Raw genomic sequence first — 16,885 nt, forward strand, 5'->3', positions numbered from 1 at the left:
AAAATAAGCAGTTATTTCTGGATTGTTTTGAGGGCATTTTTGATGCGGGACAATCCATCGCGCGCCTCTTCTTTTGTGAGTGTAAGCGGTGGCAAAAGCCGCACCACATTATCTCCTGCAGGCACTGCAAGGAATTTTTCATCCCGCATTGCAGTTAGCAGTTCAGCAATCGGCGTTTTACATTTTATGCCAATCATAAGACCCTGACCGCGGATCTCTTCGATAATATCTGGATAGGTATCGGTGAGTTCTGCAAGCCCTTGTCTTAAAAACAATGCAACATCCAGCACATTTTCTAAAAAGCCATCTTCCAGCACGACATCCAAAACAGCGTTACCAACAGCCATCGCTAAAGGATTACCGCCAAATGTTGTGCCATGTGTTCCTGGCACCATGCTTTGCGCAGCGTCTTCCGTTGCAAGACACGCACCCAGCGGAAAGCCTCCGCCAATACCTTTTGCAACCGCCATGATATCAGGTGTTACCCCTGACCACTCGTGTGCAAATAATTTACCAGTTCGGCCCACTCCGCACTGAATTTCGTCAAAGATAAGCAAAGCGCCCGTTTCGTCACAGATATTGCGCAAATCTCTTAAAAATTCAGTTGGTACATAACGCAGCCCACCTTCACCTTGAATAGGCTCAATCAGCAAGGCCGCTGTTTTGTCTGTGATCACTTCTTTAAGTGCATCTAAATCATTAAGAGGAACTTGGATAAAACCTGGTGCCTTTGGTCCAAAGCCCTCGATATATTTTTCCTGTCCACCGGCAGCGATGGTTGCTGTAGAGCGTCCGTGAAATGCGCCTGTAAAAGTAATAATTTCAAAGCGGTCTTCTTCACCGTTTGCAAAATGGTAATGGCGCGCAGTTTTAATTGCGCATTCCATTGCTTCGACACCAGAATTTGTAAAAAATACTTTGTCGGCAAATGTATTGGCGGTCAATCGGTCTGCAAGTGTGGTTTGACCCTTTACCTGAAATAAATTGGATATATGCCAAAGCTGTTCAGACTGCTGTTTTAAAGTTTCAACCAAATGCGGGTGGCAGTGTCCCAGTGAATTCACAGCAATTCCTGCGGTAAAATCGAGATATTTTTCACCTTGATCTGTTTCAAGCCAAACACCTTCACCGGATGTAAAAGTTGCGCCAGAGTTTGGAAGAATTGAATATAAAGACGTGGCTTGTGCCATGTCGCTCTCCTGTTAAAATCAATGTGAGTGCCAACAGTATCCGTGGCGCGATTGGTCATAGTAAAAATTGAAAAACCGCCCAGTTCGGACGGCTCTCTTTATTATCGCCAGTTTAAAGCAAAAAGTCAATTCTGCTTCGCAATGGTACAAATACGTTATTCACCCATGCAATTTTTGGCAAAAAATAACTAAAACACGCTTTAGTTGGGGAAAACTAGATTTTTGCGAATCAGAGCAATTTCTCCCCCTTGTCACGGAGTCTTGTCATCACTAACTTAGATCTAGTTGGAAAAAATGCGACGGACCCAGCGACTTTTTAAGTGGTTTTAAAATGTGCTCGTTTGAGTGCAGGGGTGGCGGATTCTGTCAAGATAAATAGGAACGGAGATAAATATGAGTTGGACTGATGAACGCGTCGAACAGCTCAAGAAATTGTGGGCAGAAGGTTTGAGCGCGAGTCAAATCGCAGCGCAGCTTGGCGGCGTAAGCCGTAATGCCGTAATTGGTAAAGTTCATCGCCTCCATTTGCCTGGCCGCGCTAAGTCAGGTGGTTCACGCAGCCCACGTGCAAAACGTCCAACAGTAGCTACACAGCGTACAGGTTTCACAACACCGCGTTCAGCTAGCACATCTTCTCGTCCAACACCAACGCGTTCGGGTGGTGGAGGAGCCGCAGCTGCAGCGATTAAAACAGATGTTGATGCTGTTGCGATGGCAGAAATTGACACACGTCCAGTTGAAGATGTGGTTGTACCGATTTCGAAAAAGCTCAAGCTTATTGAACTAAGCGAAACAACATGTAAGTGGCCCGTTGGTGACCCGATGATGGATGGCTTCCACTTCTGTGGCAATGATGCCGATGAATCTGCACCTTACTGCACGTATCACTCCAAATTGGCATATCAGCCAAGCGCGGAGCGGAAACGCGCACGCTAGCTCGAAAAGGCCTAATAAGGCCCGAAAAGGTGGGCTCTTGACTTATTTACCCAGCTCTCGAATAAAGAGCTGGGTTTTTTATTGAGGGGAATAATATGCGCCAGCACTTACCAAAGCTGTATCTCATTGCGGGTCTGTTCGGAATGGGAGTTGCACTAAGCGCATGTCAAACGCTTTCAAAAGAAGAATGTGTTGCAGCGGATTGGACCGTTATCGGTGAAAGTGATGGTGCTGCAGGCTACGCCCCGCAGGATAGGTTTGCACGTCATGTGAAAGCCTGCACAAAAGCCGGTATTACTCCCAATCAAACAGCCTGGAACCAGGGTTACCAATCAGGTTTGGTTCGATATTGTACGCCGGCCAACGGATTGCGGGTTGGAGAGGCTGGTAAATCATACGCAAATGTGTGCCCACTTGATAAATCAACAAGGTTTTTGTCGGGATATAATCTTGGCAAACGCGCTCATGGGCTTAGATCAGACATAAATAGCCGCAAGAGTGCAATTTCCAGACGCCAGTCTGAAGCCGCTGAGAAAATTAAACTCATTGCAACGTCAACCCCGCAACAGCAAACAACTATTCAGCTAGAAATTGCTAATCTCAATTTGCAAAACTCGACAGACCAGACTGAGATCGCTCGTTTAAGCGGTGAGCTTGCGCTTGCGGAACGCGACATTCAGAATTTTCGCGCAGGTTTGGTGAACTAGCCCACAAATTAAATCGATAGTGTGTGTCACGAACTTGGGTCTTACAAATCACGCCGTGCAGGTTCATGTGGTGTTTTCTCCCAAAGCTGAGAATGTAGCGGCAACTGCGAGAGTGCGCGCCATCCAGCAAAGGACATGAGGAGCCAATAAACCGGTGGTAGGAATAACCACCTGGTTTTTAGCTTCTTCTTTTGCGCTGGAATGAGGGCGCTCATTCCAACAAAAATAAAAATTATATATCCACCAACGAGGTTGAAAATATCAAGATAAACCAGAATTATCTCGATCAATGTCGAACCAAACATCGCACCAAATAGCGCTTTATAAAGTGTGTATCCTATAAAAATGAAAGCAAAGGGGTGTGCTAAAGCTGCAACCAACATTCCGCCAATCATAATTTGCATCACTATAAACCCAACAATGCCTCTCTTAGCCAGGAGTTGAAACGGATGTCGCATTAATACTAACCAGGTTTGCATCCAGCCTTTTAGCCACCTTGTTCTTTGTCGGATCCATACCCGAATTTCAGTAGGTGCAGTTTCAAGCGTTGGACGTTTTAATACACCGGTATAATATCCTTGGCAGTAAAGACGTATTCCTAAATCTGCGTCTTCTGTTACATTGCAAGGATCCCATCCACCAACATCCAACAATGCCGTTTTACGGAAATGATTTGATGTACCGCCCAAAGGAATGGGCAATCCAAAATATGCCAATAGCGGAATTAAGCGGCGAAACAGGCCTGAATATTCCAAGCTAAAAAGCCCCGGTAGCCACCCTGCATCAGCATTGGTCATGACCAACGGTGCCTGTAAACAAGCTAATCCTTCACCGTAGTGTTCAAATTCCCGATAGGCTTCCATGAGTTGTTCGGGGTGAGGGCGGTCTTCTGCGTCATAAACTGCAACAAATTCACCCTTTGCCGCAACAAGTGCATATTGAAGCGCCTTGGGTTTAGTTCGGGGTTGTAACTTGGGAACTTTGACAATTTCAAATTCGGGACCGGGATCTGCGTCTTTTAACGCATTGATGGTTCTTTCATCATCCGCTTCACAGATAAGCTTTATATCAAGCTTACTTTTGGGCCAATTCAATCGGCTCATGGCAGTAATGAGTTGGTTTGCGACGCGATCTTCTTTGTAAAGGGCAATTAGGATTGTGTAGGTTGGAAGGTGTTCAGAATGTGTGAGGAGGTTTTGCGTATCCTTTTCAATATATGAATAAAACCCGGCAGATAGTTTGAGCAAATTAAATGACAGATAAATCAGTGATAAAACGGCATGAAGTATTAAAAATATAATGCCGGGTTGAAAATAGATCAGTAGGCAGACACCCAGGCATAAGAAACCCAGACAAAAGCTCTGCCAATTTGTCAGGAGCATCTTTGCACTCATCTCAGGTTTGTTATCGTAAAGTTCTCGGACAATGGTGATTGCGCGGTCTTTTTCGTTTAACTGCCAAACTGCCTGCCTAATTTCTGTTCGCGTGGCTATTGCGAACTTACTCCTTAGTTCGGGTTTTGCGGCAAATAGCTGTTCCAAACGTGTGAGTTCAATTATTGAGGGACTGACAACTGTTAGAACTTTATCGTTAAGTTGTATGCGTAAAGGACCATTTCGAGATAGCAAGATATCAATCGATGGCATTGCTATGACACTACTTGTTTGTATTGTCTCCAAAAAGATCAGACCAAGATGTTCAGACAGTAATTTGTAATAATCTGTTTCTGACACAAACCGATTTGCAATCAGTTCTTTCTCAATATTCGTGCCATTTTGCTTTGCAAGAACATCTGCTTGATGAAGGTAGGTTTCGTCAATTTCCAATTTTGCGAAAATTTCTAAACGGGCTGCATCGCTGATATTTTCCACACTTCTCGACTGTGAGAGATCAATGATTTTGTCTTTCTTTTGGTTGTCGCTGCCGTTGGGAGATGACATAAGTAATACAAGACTCTAATTATATACACGGAATTGTAGAAGATTATGATTTATACATATATAGGTTTATTAAAGAAGTCACTACTTAATACACTTATTACGATAGTAATGTTAAGTATATTTCCCGTTTATAGTATGGCTCAGGCGCCTATAATTCCGAATTACTTCGATTCACAAGAGCGTATTCCGATCGCAGATATTCGAAATATTGAACGTTTGCGGTTTTTAACCACAGTCGATTTTCCACCGTTTAGTTTTTTAGATGAAAATGGTCGTCTCACGGGGTTTCACGTCGATCTTGCACGCAATATTTGTTCGATATTAAAAATCATCGACCGTTGTCAGATTCAAGGAATTGAATGGAAAGATCTGCCTGAAGCAATAAAGAGCAAGCAAGGAGATGCAATGATAGCTGGATTTGCAATCTCAGCAGATGCTAGCAAACAATATTTATTCAGCCGACCTTATCTTGAGCTCCCAGCGCGATTTATTTCGCTCAAAGCAAAAGACATCAACCTAAAAGCTCTTAGCACTGAGATAAAAACCGATGGTCCCGCTTGGCAGAAAAAAGATGTCATCAAAGTAGGTGTTACGCGTAATTCTGCGCACGAAGCCATGTTAAAAGACTGGTTCCCCAAAGCTGAAGTGAAACCGTTTGATGATCGAACGGAGCTCTATAAGGCCTTAAAGTCGGGTGATGTGAACTTGCTATTTGGTGATGGCTTGCAATTTTCGTTTTGGCTATCGGGTGAAGATGCAACAGGCTGCTGCGAATTTGTTGGCGGGCCTTTTTTATCGCAATATTATCTTGGAGAAGGTTTGGCTGTTGCCGTAGCTAAAGACAATCCTGATTTGCTGCGAACATTAAACTATGGATTGTCTCTATTGGGTAAAAACGGCAATTTTGCTGAATTATATTTGCGCTATTTTCCAAACGGCATTTATTAGTTAAACGAGGATCAGTTTTTACCTTTAAAGGGCAATAAGAGTGTCCATATAAGGTTTGAACTTTTTGGACCTCTGAACTCTTTCAAACCGATTTCCATACCTTCATGCCCAAGTTTAGGCTGATCGTTGTAGGTTGAAAAAATTCGATCCCAAAATGAAAAATTAAACCCATAATTTGAATCTGTCTCTCTGTGATCAGTTGAATGATGCACGCGGTGCATATCCGGTGTAACCAATATTGGACGGATAATTCGGTCCAGCGCAAGCGGTAGCTTGATGTTGGAGTGATTAAACATTGCCATGCCGTTTAAGACGATTTCAAAAATGAGGACGGCGACGGCCGGGGCTCCTAATAGTGCAATGATAAAAATTTTCCATGCCATGGATAGAACGATTTCCAAAGGATGAAAACGTAATGCGGTTGTTACATCAAACCCGTTATCAGCGTGGTGCATGCGGTGAATACGCCACAAAATTGGCCATTTATGGCTTACAAGATGCTCTAGCCACACAATAAAATCGAGCACAACAAAGGCAATCAATCCACCAATAATCGTTGGCACATTTAAGATATTAAAAAGACCAATATTGCGTTCTTCAAGCCAGAACGCTGCGCCAACCGCTGCTGCTGGGAATATTACACGAAGACACAATGAAGAGATGACGACCATTGAAAGATTGGTAAACCAGCGCTGAGTTTTCAACGCACCGCGCATTTCATCGCGTTCCAATCGGGGGTGCACCAATTCAAAAATGGCCATTGCCAACAAAATGCCAAGAAAAGCAGTGAGCCGGAGAACAGGTTCTGAAAAGCCAAAAAGTGTCACGTGATACAAGCCTTATGTTTGGTGATCAGACTTGTATATTTCAAATGCGATGCAAAATCACATAAAACAATCGTGATGGCGGTTAAGCCGCAGCTAAGCTAGCGGTTTCGCGCGCGCTTATACCGTGCGATAGCACTTCGCTCGATAGCTGCACAGGTAAGTTTATCAAGATCCAGGCGATCGCGCAGCAACTGTAACATACGGATTTCTTCGGTCTTAACTTCATAATCAGCAGACGCGATTTCAACCGCAATTGAATAGGCCGTGTCATGTAGGCGTTCAGGGATGGAATCCCTTATAATTTCCAGTACAAGCGCCAAACCATCTGGTTCCGCTAATAGCACGCTACATCGACGGGCTGTTGGCAAGATGTCATCTTCGTTGAAATGTTCAAAGACTGGTAGAAAGCTAACCAGACGACCAATACGTTCCAATTCTGCATCATCCATCGAACTGTCGACAGCGGACATTGTTACCATAATGTAGATAAGGCCTTCGTGGAGATTAACTTCGTTATTCATGGAAAGATCCGGTTTTGTTTAAAGATTACACTTAGTGTCGGGTATTGGCGTAATTCAAGACCAAATCAGTTTATTTAATCTAAACATTGCCTGAAAAGTTATTGGCTCGCCCAGATAATACGTGCAGTCCAATCAATTTCAGCCTTTGAGAATTGTCGGTTCGGATGTTCTGGATTTAATGACAAGAGCTCAATGCTTTGCGCGGTATCTCGAGATAGAACTTTTGCCATGACCTCACCTTCTTTGGTGCGCACAACAATTCGATCACCTTTACGAGTTTGTGCATTTGGTTCAATGATCAGCACATCTCCATCACGATAAAGAGGCATCATAGATTCCCCTTGCACCTCCAACGCATAAACACTGTTTTTCTTTGCATCTTGTGTTGGAAAATCAACTTCTTCCCAACCTTGCCCCACCGGAAAACCCGCATCATCAAAAAAACCACCGGCGCCTGCCTGAGCAAAACCTAATAAAGGGATTCCATTGGACTGCGCTGGGAAATTACCGGCTGGGAGCCCTGAATATTCATCCTCCTCAGTATCGCTAACCAAACGCGCAAAATCATCGAAGGAAGTGTTTGTTGCATGCATAATTTTCGCCAAAGATTCAGTTGATGGCCACCGCAGGCGTCCGTCGGCTCCTTGGCGTTTTGACTTGTTAAAAGATGTTGGATCCAAGCCTGCTAATCGCGCGAGACCAGAGGGTGAAAGATTGTTTCGTGTTGCCAGCGTTTCAATCGCTGTCCAAATATGTGAATGAGATAACAACCCAACGGCTCCAAAATTACAATCTATTGCTAACTTTAAGATTAGCGATCAAATCTTATTGAGTAAAGAAAATAGGAAAAATGTCCGATCTATTGGCTTATTTTCCTCATATTTCTCCTAAATTTGTGCATTCCAGCGTATTTGGTGTTGGCGAATTTGCTCAAAAACCTGGGATATGAATAACCAATACCGCAGTTCTACGGGCGAAATCTTCCCGCAAGCTTCGGTCATTAATCTAAAAAATCAGCGTTATCAGCGAAAAATATGGTTAATTTTTAGGAAAATTAAGAATAGTTAACGGCTTGTTTACCATGTTTCGATGATGTTGCGCATAGGTGACCGTACCAAGTGATTTGTTTTTGCATGTCTAAATTCAACCGGCATGTGGGATGAAAAACAAGTCAATCCCTTGGCATTGAGGTCATAAACAGGTGAAACGAGCTATAGATTATGACCGGAAGCAGATCTAATAACTATCATTCGATGACACAGGAATCGACGCTAGATACTCTCAGTAGAACGATTGAGGATTTAGAAGAAAAAATTCTTGGTCAGGCCAATTCATCAGGACATGATTATGCACAACGCGGTGCAACGGCTTCAGGTGATTATTCGTTGACCGATGAAATTAGAGCCCGTCAGCAAAGCTTATCAGGACGCCAAACTAGACCGCAAAATCGAGGCCAGGGTGCTCAACGTAGTGGCTCAAATTCAGGTCGTTTACAGTTGAAAATGAATAGAGCTGCTGCCCCTGCACCTTCAAATGATCTATCCAGCATTGTAACTCAGCTCCGTTCTGAATTAAAACAAGATATGCAGATGACATTGCGTAAGGAGTTAGGCCAGCTTCAAAATGATATGTCGGCTCTCAATTCAAATGCAAATGGTGCAAATGTCCCTGCATCCATTGGTGCAGATCTTGAAGCTATCGCGCAAAGCTTGAAAGAACTGGAAGTTGGGCGCACGCCGGTTCAAGGTGGGAGCTACGACGGTGGTGACCTCGATAGTTTACGTCTTGAAGTCGATAGTTTACGCAATCTTGTCGACACCGTTGCCAAAGAAGATACGCTGATAGGACTTGATAACCGATGGAGTGATATTGAGCGTACACTTCAAGGATTTAACCCGCATGCAATTCACGGTGAATTATCTGATTTAGCCACGCGGTTAGAAGATATTCGCCACGTGCTCGCAAGCATGCCACAATCAGATGGTGCGTTGCGACCTTTGGAAGAAAAAGTTGAATTAATCGCAACGGCTATCACCCAGCTCATGGAGCGCCCGGCAGGCGGGGGAGTCATGAACAATTTGCCGAATTTACCAATCAAACAGATGCAAGACTTGCACAGCTTGCCGATCAAATTGAACAATTAGCTAACAATGGTGAACACGGTGTTGCTGATCGCCTGGAAGCGATGTCAGCGCGTTTGAATGATATAGCCAATGATACAAGCATCAGCGAGCTGGAACAAAGACTTGCGAACCTTCAGACGAGTTTGGACAGCAGAGGACCAAGTGCTCACAACCCTCAATTAGATGAGCGTTTATTGGAAATTGCGAATAAGGTTGATGCTCTAGATAACCGGGCTGCATCTGTTGAAACTGCTGGGATCGAGCGACTTGTCGGACAACTTGCTGAAATTGCGAACAAACTTGATGAACGCGCTTCGCCAACGGATTTACCGGGCTTTGATCGCTTGGAACATCAACTTTCCGGTATTGCAGAACGTTTGGAAAATTCGACAGGTGGTGTGACGCAGGCAAACACCGATGGTTTGCAACAGCAAATCGCGCAATTGTCGGAATTGATGAGCGGCGCGAGTGTTGACCAGGTTGGTGATAAATTATCAAATCTGGAAGAACATCTAAATACCAATGACGAGTTTGTGTTAGAGGCAGCGCGACAAGCAGCAGAAGCGACGCTTGAAGCGTACCAAAGATCGCCAAATGCAGCCCAAGCTGGTGGCGATGTTGATGGGGCAAATATTCAGGCTCTGACATCTGATTTGCAGCAGCTTGAACATCTTTATCGTGAATCTGAAGATCGTAACTCTAAATCGTTTGGGGCTCTGCAAGATACTTTGCTCAAGATTGCAGATCGTTTGGAAGCTATGGAACGTTCTGGTGTGCCAAGTTCACCTCAGGTATCTGAAACACCGCCATCCAATGCTGAAATGCCGCGCGCGGCAATGCTTGCGGAACCCACACCTAGTGTTGAGGTTTATGATGACCCTGTGCTTGGCGATGAAGCTGCAATCGAATCTGATGTTAAGGCCGAAAAGCCAGCACGCGGCGCAAGTTCGCTCCTTGCGGGTTTAGCAGAACGTATTAAACGTGATCGTAATTCTGGCGATGAAGAACAAAGCCTTCTTGCAACACCAGAGCAACGCTCAGAACCTTCAGCTTTAGATGAGTTGGAAAGTGAGTTTGCAGATGAGCCACTCGAACCGGGTTCAGGCGCACCCGATATCAATTCTATCATGCAAAAAATGCGTGATGTACAAAGACAACGTGGTAGCGAAACTGAACCTCAGATGGCGACCACAAAACCAACTGATTATGTTGCATCAGCGCGCAAAGCTGCGCTTGCAGCAGCTGCAGAAGTTAGCGCCATGGATGGTGATGAAAAGCCACAAAAGAAGAAACGTGGTGTTAAACAATCTGGTGGACCGCTTGTACGTAAGCCAATTTTGATGGCAGCAGGTGCAATCTTGTTGGCTATTATGGCCATTCCTTTGGCGAAAAACTTTATCGGTGGTTCATCGCAGGCCCCGGCACCGGAAGTGGTCGAGGTTGTGCCAGAAACAGTTGAGCCAAGGGAAATTCCTTTGGCGAATGAGGCGCAAACAGCTGTCAATGAAACAACATCGTTTGATCAGTCTCCGCCTGCGATCGCACCTCCTGATCCGGTGCTTCCTTTGAGCGATGGATCAGCTCCTGAGGTGAATCAATTGGCAAGTGAAGATACAGGCGCTCTTCCTTCAGACTTGGCACCTGTGCGTGAAGTGATCGACACAGCCGCAGTTACAGATCCAGTTAGTTCATTTCAACCTCAAGCAGAGGTTTCTAGTCCGGTAAATCCATATGCAGACGCGCAAGGGCTACCTGATTCTGTAGCACCAGTTGCTTTAAAACAGGCTGCATTAAATGGTGATCCCATTGCTCTTTATGAAATTTCAGCACGCTTTACCGAAGGTCGCGGTACCGAAGTTAAACTGGATGAGGCCGTTAAATGGCTTAAACTTTCGTCCGACTTAGATTTCGCCCCTGCGCAATATCGTTTGGGTAATTTCTTTGAAAAAGGAACCGGAGTTGATCGTGATATAGATCGCGCCAGAGTTCTTTATCAATCATCAGCAGATAACGGCAATATAAATGCTATGCACAATCTTGGTGTTTTACTTGCGTCCACTGGCAATGCATCTGACTTTACGCAGGCTGCAAACTGGTTCTTAGCTGCTGCTGAGCGTGGTGTCCGTGACAGCCAGGTCAATATGGCGATCCTATATGCACGCGGCGAAGGTGTTCAGCGCAATCTGTCAGAAAGCTATAAGTGGTTCGCAATTGCTGCAAATCAGGGTGATGCGGATGCTGCTTCTAAGAGAGATGAGGTTTTCAACGCTTTGCCACAAGCTGATACCGAAATTGCTAAAGCACTGGTTGCGAATTGGAAGCCAACACCGCTTGATGTGGGCGCAAATAATGTTCAAGTTCCAGATTCATGGATTGGTGAAGCAACCAACACTGCATCAATTGATATGAAAAAAGCTATCATGAATATTCAAGGCATTTTGAACAACAATGGCTTTGATGCTGGTCGCCCGGACGGAATTATAGGTGCGAAAACAACCAATGCCATTAAAGAGTTCCAAGCCTCAATTGGTATGGATGCAGATGGACAAATTACCGATAAGCTTGTGCAAGAATTGCTCAAGCGCAACGGTTAGGACAACTTTGCTTAAGCCACATTTGCGCGATGAGCCTCTTTCGCGTTAGCCGCGCATTTTGGACCAAGAAATTGGATAAATTTGCTCTTTGCCTAGAACATGGGCGAAGAGCCTTTTTGTATCAAACAAACCTTTAAATGCTTTGTGCTTTAACGAAAGCCCGCCTGTTGTCGCTCCAAACGAAGGCATGATAAGGCGGTTTCCATCGGTTGCAAAACAAGGCCTGTGAACAGATTTACCCCGCCGTGTGATCACAGCTGCAGGATGCAGGTGGCCCGATATCTCTCCCACAACATCATTATCAGATGGTTCATGACGTAACAGCAAGGTTTCGCAAATTGTTTCTTGAGCACAATCACCTTCAATACTGGTATGTGGGTCTGGATCGTGGTTGCCCGAAATCCATAGCCAATCGCGCCCTGCTTGCATCTGCTTTATTTGCTCGCGGGCAGCATCTGGCAAAAGTTCAGATCCCAATTGATCGTGAAAACTATCCCCAAGACTAATCACGGATTTGGGATCAAAATACGCAATGGCACGTTTCAATTTGGCAAGAGTTTGTGAGGTATCATAAGGCGGATGCAGCAATCCTCGCCGCGCAAATGCAGCCCCTTTTTCAAGGTGAAGGTCAGATACAATTAATGTGCGTGATTGCGGCAGATACAAAACACCGTCGATATCACAAACTATATCCACACCGTTAAGCTCGGTTGAATGTGAGCGTAAGGTCGTTTTTGTGTTTGAAACGGGCCTTGCTATATTCATTCAAGATGACCCGTCGCCTCGCTCAAAAACTCTTCGGCAGCTTCTAGCAAAATGCTTTCCTGCGCTTCGCCATTAACTGGTTCGCGACCTATTTCAAGCATGATAGGAACAGCAAGCGGTGAAATATGATCGAGTTTTTGATGCATGATACGTCCTTTGATTCGTAAAAGCATATCGCTTAATCTGCGAATATCCAACAATCCTGTTGCTGCATCAGCGCGCGTTGCTTGCATAAGAATGTGATCAGGCTCGTGACTGCGTAAAACATCGTAAATTAAATCAGCCGAAACGGTAACTTGTCGCCCAGTTTTTTCCTTGCCGGGGTGGCGACGTTCAATCAATCCAGAGATGACAGCACAATTTCTAAATGTGCGTTTTAACAACCAGGATTCATCAAGCCATGCCTCTAGGTCATCGCCAAGCATATCTTCATCAAATAATTCGCTTAAAGATATTAAGCCGCTTTTAAATCGTTCGCCCAAATCATCAAGTGCCCAAATGGCAAGCGCATAGTCTGTAGCTACAAAGCCAAGCGGCCGTGCATGCATGCGCTCTAGTCGTCTGGTTAGCAACATACCAAGAGTTTGATGCGCTAAGCGACCTTCAAACGGGTAGATGATCATGTAATGTTTTTTGTTTCGCGGGAATGTTTCGAGCAAAAGTTCATTATGACTTGGTAAACGTGACACCCGTTTTTGCAGCTCAAGCCATTCGCGAACTTGTGCTGGAAATGAAGCCCATTTGTCAGGATCTATCAGCATCTTACGCACTTGTTCAGCAAGATATGTTGATAGCGGGAATTTGCCACCCGCGTAAGAAGGGATCTTGGGCGATTCATCAAATGTTTTAGAGGCTAAACTTTCATTTTCGCGGATACCCTCAAATCGCAGGACTTGCCCACTAAATAAAAACGTATCGCCCGGTGACAACATTTCTAAAAAATATTCTTCAATAGTGCCCAATTTGGGTCCACCACGACCGATGGAACCATTGGATTTTCTTTTCGTTAGGCGCACATTCAAGATAGGTGCTTCGATGATTGTGCCAATGTTTAATCTATATTGCTGAGCGATTTGCGGATTGGATATGCGCCAGGTTCCGTCTTTTGTTTTGCGAATGCGGGCATATCGTTCGTAGGTTTTAAGCGCGTAGCCGCCTGTTGCCACAAATTCTACAATGCGCGCAAATTGTGTTTTTGAAAAACCACTATAGGGCGCGGCACTAATCACCTCGCGATATAACTCGTCTTCCAAAAATGGCTTCGCACATGCCATTCCTAAAATATGTTGGGCCAAAACATCAATTGCCCCTTCAAGAAGTGGGGGAGTATCCTGTGCACCGATATAATTGGCGTCAAGTGCTGCTTTACACTCCATAACTTCAAAGCGGTTTGCGGGTACTAAAACCGCTTTGCTGGGTTCGTCCATTCTATGGTTTGAACGCCCAATTCGTTGCGCCAAACGGCTGGCACCTTTGGGCGCGCCGATATGAATGACTAAATCAACATCTCCCCAATCAATGCCCAAATCCAGTGTTGAGGTGGCAACAACTGCGCGTAGAGCATTTTGCGCCATCGCCGCTTCTACTTTGCGGCGTTGGCTTGCATCCAACGAGCCGTGATGCAAAGCAATGGGTAAATTATCGTCGTTAATGGTCCATAATTCTTGAAATAACAACTCGGCTTGGCTGCGTGTGTTGACGAATAAAAGTGTTGTTTGATGAGCTTTGATCTGGTCATACACATCACCCATGGCATATCTGGCGCTATGACCAGACCATGGGATCCGTTCTTTGGTCTCAAGAATTGAGATATTTGGTTTCGCGCCACCTTCAACAACAATTTTTTCGGCCCGTTCATCACCGTTCATTTGACCAACTAGCCATTTTTGCAAGTCTTCTGGATTGGCAACCGTAGCTGACAATCCAATGGTCTTAAGGTCTGGTGCATGACTTCTTAAACGTGAAAGTGCAAGTGCCAACAAATGCCCACGTTTTGATGTCACAAGTGAATGTAATTCATCAAAGATGATGTATTTCAAATCTTTGAAAAAGAGTTCCGCCTGTCCATTGGCGAGCAATAGAGAAATTTGCTCAGGCGTCGTTAGCAGGATATCCGGCGGATCAAGCTTTTGTCTTTGACGTTTATGTTGGGGAGTGTCCCCGGTACGAGTTTCAATTTTTATAGACAATCCCATTTCAGAAACAGGTTTTGTCAAATTGCGTTCAATATCAACCGCCAATGCTTTTAAAGGAGACACATAAAGCGTATGCAAGCGTGGTTTCACCATCCCTGGTTTAGGTTTTTCGCGCATCGATAATTCTGTCAGCGATGGCAGAAAGCCCGCAAGTGTCTTGCCCGCGCCTGTTGGTGCAATCAAAAGGCTTGAAAATCCATCCTGAGCTTTTTTCAAAAGCGCCAGCTGGTGATCTCGCGGCGCCCAACCATGGCTGTCAAACCATTGGGTAAATATGTCGGGGAGTAGATGCTGCTCAGACGCCATTGATAAAGAATCGCTTTAAATTTGATTAAAGCTATGAGCGATGCCTATTTCATGCAAGCTTCCGTGAAAAAGAAGCGTCTTATTTACATCCAAAAGCGCATTTATCTTGCAACCCAACTACCAGATGATTATGTCCGTGTTAAAAGATTATGCCAAGGAGTGAGCCTATGTCAGGACAAATAAACCGATTTTTAGGTGATACAATTGGACGAACCATCCTGAAATTGTTGGTTATTTCGTTTATTGTCGGTGTGGTGATGGCAGCTTTTAACTGGTCACCATTTGATATTTTATATGGTGTGCGAGACTTTATCGTTCGCATATGGGAGCAGGGATTTGCAGCTCTCGGGCGCGTTGGCGAATATTTGGCCTTAGGTGCAGCAATCGTTGTCCCTGTCTTCTTGTTGCTTCGCATTTTAAATTATCGCCGTAACTAAAGATCAGCATTTGCAAACTCAACAAAATGAAACATCAAAAGTTACGCGCAAATTTGATGTAGATCATAAAAGTATATTTGCTATTGCTATGCCGATGACATTGGCGTTTTTAACAACGCCATTGCTGGGCATAACCGATATGGCTGTCGTAGGTCAGTTTGCCAATGCCGCATTAATTGGCGGTCTCGCAATTGCTACCATTATTTTCGATCTTTTGTTTGGCACTTTTAACTTTTTAAGATCAGCTACAACCGGATTGGTCGCACAAGCCTATGGACGCGATGATGAGCTTGAGCAGAAAGCTGTGTTTTGGCGTTCAATGCTCATTGGTTTGGCATCTGGCATTTTAATCTTGCTGCTGCATTCTGTTATTATTTCAATGGGCCTTTTTTTGATGGATGCAAGTGCGCAAGTTGCGTCCGCCGCAAAAGAGTATTTCGTAATCCGTATATTTTCAGCGCCAGCTGCTTTGATGAATTACGCACTATTGGGATATGTTTTAGGCTTGGGCAAGGGGCGCCTTGGGCTCATCCTGCAAATTTTGATCAACGGCACCAATATCGCACTTTCTTTTGCTCTGGGCTTGGGCCTTGAATGGGGGCTATCAGGTGTTGCAATAGCAACTGTTATTGCTGAATTTCTTGGTTTGACCATCGGGCTAATCATCATTTTGCGCAGCTTTAAAGGTACACAACAATTGCCGCAAAAGCAGATTTTTCACCGCCCGGCTATTGTAAAACTCATGGCGTTAAACGGTGATATTATGATCAGAAGTTTTGCGCTTGTTGGGGCATTTGCTTGGCTGACGAGAATGGGTGGTCAAATCGGTGATGAAACGCTTGCCGCCAATGCGATATTGATGAATTTTTTAATGCTCTCGGGATATTTGCTCGATGGATTTGCAACAGCTGCAGAACAATTAGCGGGCCGTGCAATTGGCGCAAATTATCGCCCTGCATTTGTTAAAACGGTGAAATTGACCCTTTATTGGGGCTTTTTGCTCGCGGGCATTTTGATGATTGTATTCGTTTTGCTTGGGCCTTGGTTGATCAATTTAATAACAAACGAGCCGACAGTGCGCACAATTGCCAGCGAGTACTATATTTGGGCAGCATTAATTTCCATTACAGGCGTCCTAGCATTTCAAATGGATGGAATTTTTATCGGTGCGACATGGTCAGCGGATATGAGAAATATGATGCTTGTATCACTGGGGGGCTTTATTGTGTTATCCATTGGTTTCACCCATTTTTGGGGCAATCACGGTCTTTGGCTTAGCCTTAATGCATTTATGTTGCTTCGTGGTTTGTCGTTAAGCTATATTTTATCACGTAAAATCAAGCATATATTCTAATAATCCACTTTCCTGTAGGGATATTTATTAAACGAAGAGCTA

Annotated in this window: 14 protein-coding genes; 7 read left to right on the forward strand and 7 right to left on the reverse strand. The window is 44.6% G+C overall.

All coding sequences use genetic code 11. The features are described from left to right. Positions 1-11: 11 nt before the first annotated feature. Complete coding sequence (locus tag ACZ1GZ_RS05050) at positions 12-1,190, reverse strand: acetylornithine transaminase (RefSeq protein ID WP_472667385.1); 1,179 nt, start codon at positions 1,188-1,190, stop codon at positions 12-14. Positions 1,191-1,583: 393 nt separating this feature from the next. Here ACZ1GZ_RS05050 and ACZ1GZ_RS05055 point away from each other — a divergent pair, with 393 nt between their 5' ends. Together ACZ1GZ_RS05055 and ACZ1GZ_RS05060 are read left to right on the forward strand one after the other, a co-directional pair. Continuing rightward, the gene (locus ACZ1GZ_RS05055; protein WP_472667386.1) at positions 1,584-2,126 is read left to right on the forward strand and encodes a GcrA family cell cycle regulator; all 543 of its coding nucleotides are present in this window, start codon (positions 1,584-1,586) and stop codon (positions 2,124-2,126) included. A gap of 95 nt (positions 2,127-2,221) precedes the next feature. Beyond that, positions 2,222-2,833: a DUF2799 domain-containing protein gene (locus ACZ1GZ_RS05060; RefSeq protein ID WP_472667387.1), complete on the forward strand. Its 612-nt coding sequence runs from the start codon at positions 2,222-2,224 to the stop codon at positions 2,831-2,833. A 41-nt stretch (positions 2,834-2,874) separates the two neighbouring features. Here ACZ1GZ_RS05060 and ACZ1GZ_RS05065 read toward each other — a convergent pair whose 3' ends face one another. Continuing rightward, positions 2,875-4,773, reverse strand: a complete 1,899-nt coding sequence (locus ACZ1GZ_RS05065; protein ID WP_472667388.1) for a glycosyltransferase family 2 protein — start codon at positions 4,771-4,773, stop codon at positions 2,875-2,877. Between the two features lie 135 nt (positions 4,774-4,908). Between ACZ1GZ_RS05065 and ACZ1GZ_RS05070 the strand changes: the two genes are divergently transcribed. Continuing rightward, a complete protein-coding gene (locus ACZ1GZ_RS05070; protein ID WP_472667389.1) occupies positions 4,909-5,721 on the forward strand; it encodes a transporter substrate-binding domain-containing protein in 813 nt (270 codons plus the stop codon). A gap of 11 nt (positions 5,722-5,732) precedes the next feature. Here ACZ1GZ_RS05070 and ACZ1GZ_RS05075 read toward each other — a convergent pair whose 3' ends face one another. The 3 genes from ACZ1GZ_RS05075 to ACZ1GZ_RS05085 form a co-directional block, all read right to left on the reverse strand. Then, the gene (locus tag ACZ1GZ_RS05075) at positions 5,733-6,548 is read right to left on the reverse strand and encodes a sterol desaturase family protein (RefSeq protein WP_472667390.1); all 816 of its coding nucleotides are present in this window, start codon (positions 6,546-6,548) and stop codon (positions 5,733-5,735) included. A 98-nt stretch (positions 6,549-6,646) separates the two neighbouring features. Then, the gene (locus ACZ1GZ_RS05080) at positions 6,647-7,069 is read right to left on the reverse strand and encodes a tellurite resistance TerB family protein (RefSeq protein WP_472667391.1); all 423 of its coding nucleotides are present in this window, start codon (positions 7,067-7,069) and stop codon (positions 6,647-6,649) included. Between the two features lie 98 nt (positions 7,070-7,167). Further along, complete coding sequence (locus ACZ1GZ_RS05085) at positions 7,168-7,839, reverse strand: S24 family peptidase (protein WP_472667392.1); 672 nt, start codon at positions 7,837-7,839, stop codon at positions 7,168-7,170. Between the two features lie 483 nt (positions 7,840-8,322). On the opposite strand from ACZ1GZ_RS05085, the gene ACZ1GZ_RS05090 reads away from it, so the two are divergent. Beyond that, positions 8,323-9,213, forward strand: coding sequence for a hypothetical protein (locus tag ACZ1GZ_RS05090; RefSeq protein ID WP_472667393.1), 891 nt, complete (start codon positions 8,323-8,325; stop codon positions 9,211-9,213). Between the two features lie 41 nt (positions 9,214-9,254). Beyond that, positions 9,255-11,786 carry a peptidoglycan-binding protein gene (locus ACZ1GZ_RS05095; RefSeq protein ID WP_472667394.1) on the forward strand — a complete coding sequence of 844 codons (2,532 nt, stop codon included), beginning with the start codon at positions 9,255-9,257 and terminating at the stop codon, positions 11,784-11,786. A gap of 45 nt (positions 11,787-11,831) precedes the next feature. Here ACZ1GZ_RS05095 and pdeM read toward each other — a convergent pair whose 3' ends face one another. After that, complete coding sequence (pdeM, locus tag ACZ1GZ_RS05100; protein ID WP_472667395.1) at positions 11,832-12,551, reverse strand: ligase-associated DNA damage response endonuclease PdeM; 720 nt, start codon at positions 12,549-12,551, stop codon at positions 11,832-11,834. Continuing rightward, complete coding sequence (locus ACZ1GZ_RS05105) at positions 12,548-15,052, reverse strand: ligase-associated DNA damage response DEXH box helicase (RefSeq protein WP_472667396.1); 2,505 nt, start codon at positions 15,050-15,052, stop codon at positions 12,548-12,550. Before ACZ1GZ_RS05105 ends, pdeM begins: the two co-directional genes overlap by 4 nt. 167 nt (positions 15,053-15,219) lie before the next feature. Between ACZ1GZ_RS05105 and ACZ1GZ_RS05110 the strand changes: the two genes are divergently transcribed. Continuing rightward, the gene (locus tag ACZ1GZ_RS05110) at positions 15,220-15,489 is read left to right on the forward strand and encodes a DUF6460 domain-containing protein (protein ID WP_472667397.1); all 270 of its coding nucleotides are present in this window, start codon (positions 15,220-15,222) and stop codon (positions 15,487-15,489) included. Positions 15,490-15,499: 10 nt separating this feature from the next. After that, complete coding sequence (locus ACZ1GZ_RS05115; protein WP_472667398.1) at positions 15,500-16,843, forward strand: MATE family efflux transporter; 1,344 nt, start codon at positions 15,500-15,502, stop codon at positions 16,841-16,843. Positions 16,844-16,885 lie beyond the last annotated feature (42 nt).

Source organism: Lentilitoribacter sp. JB5-8 (assembly GCF_055693385.1).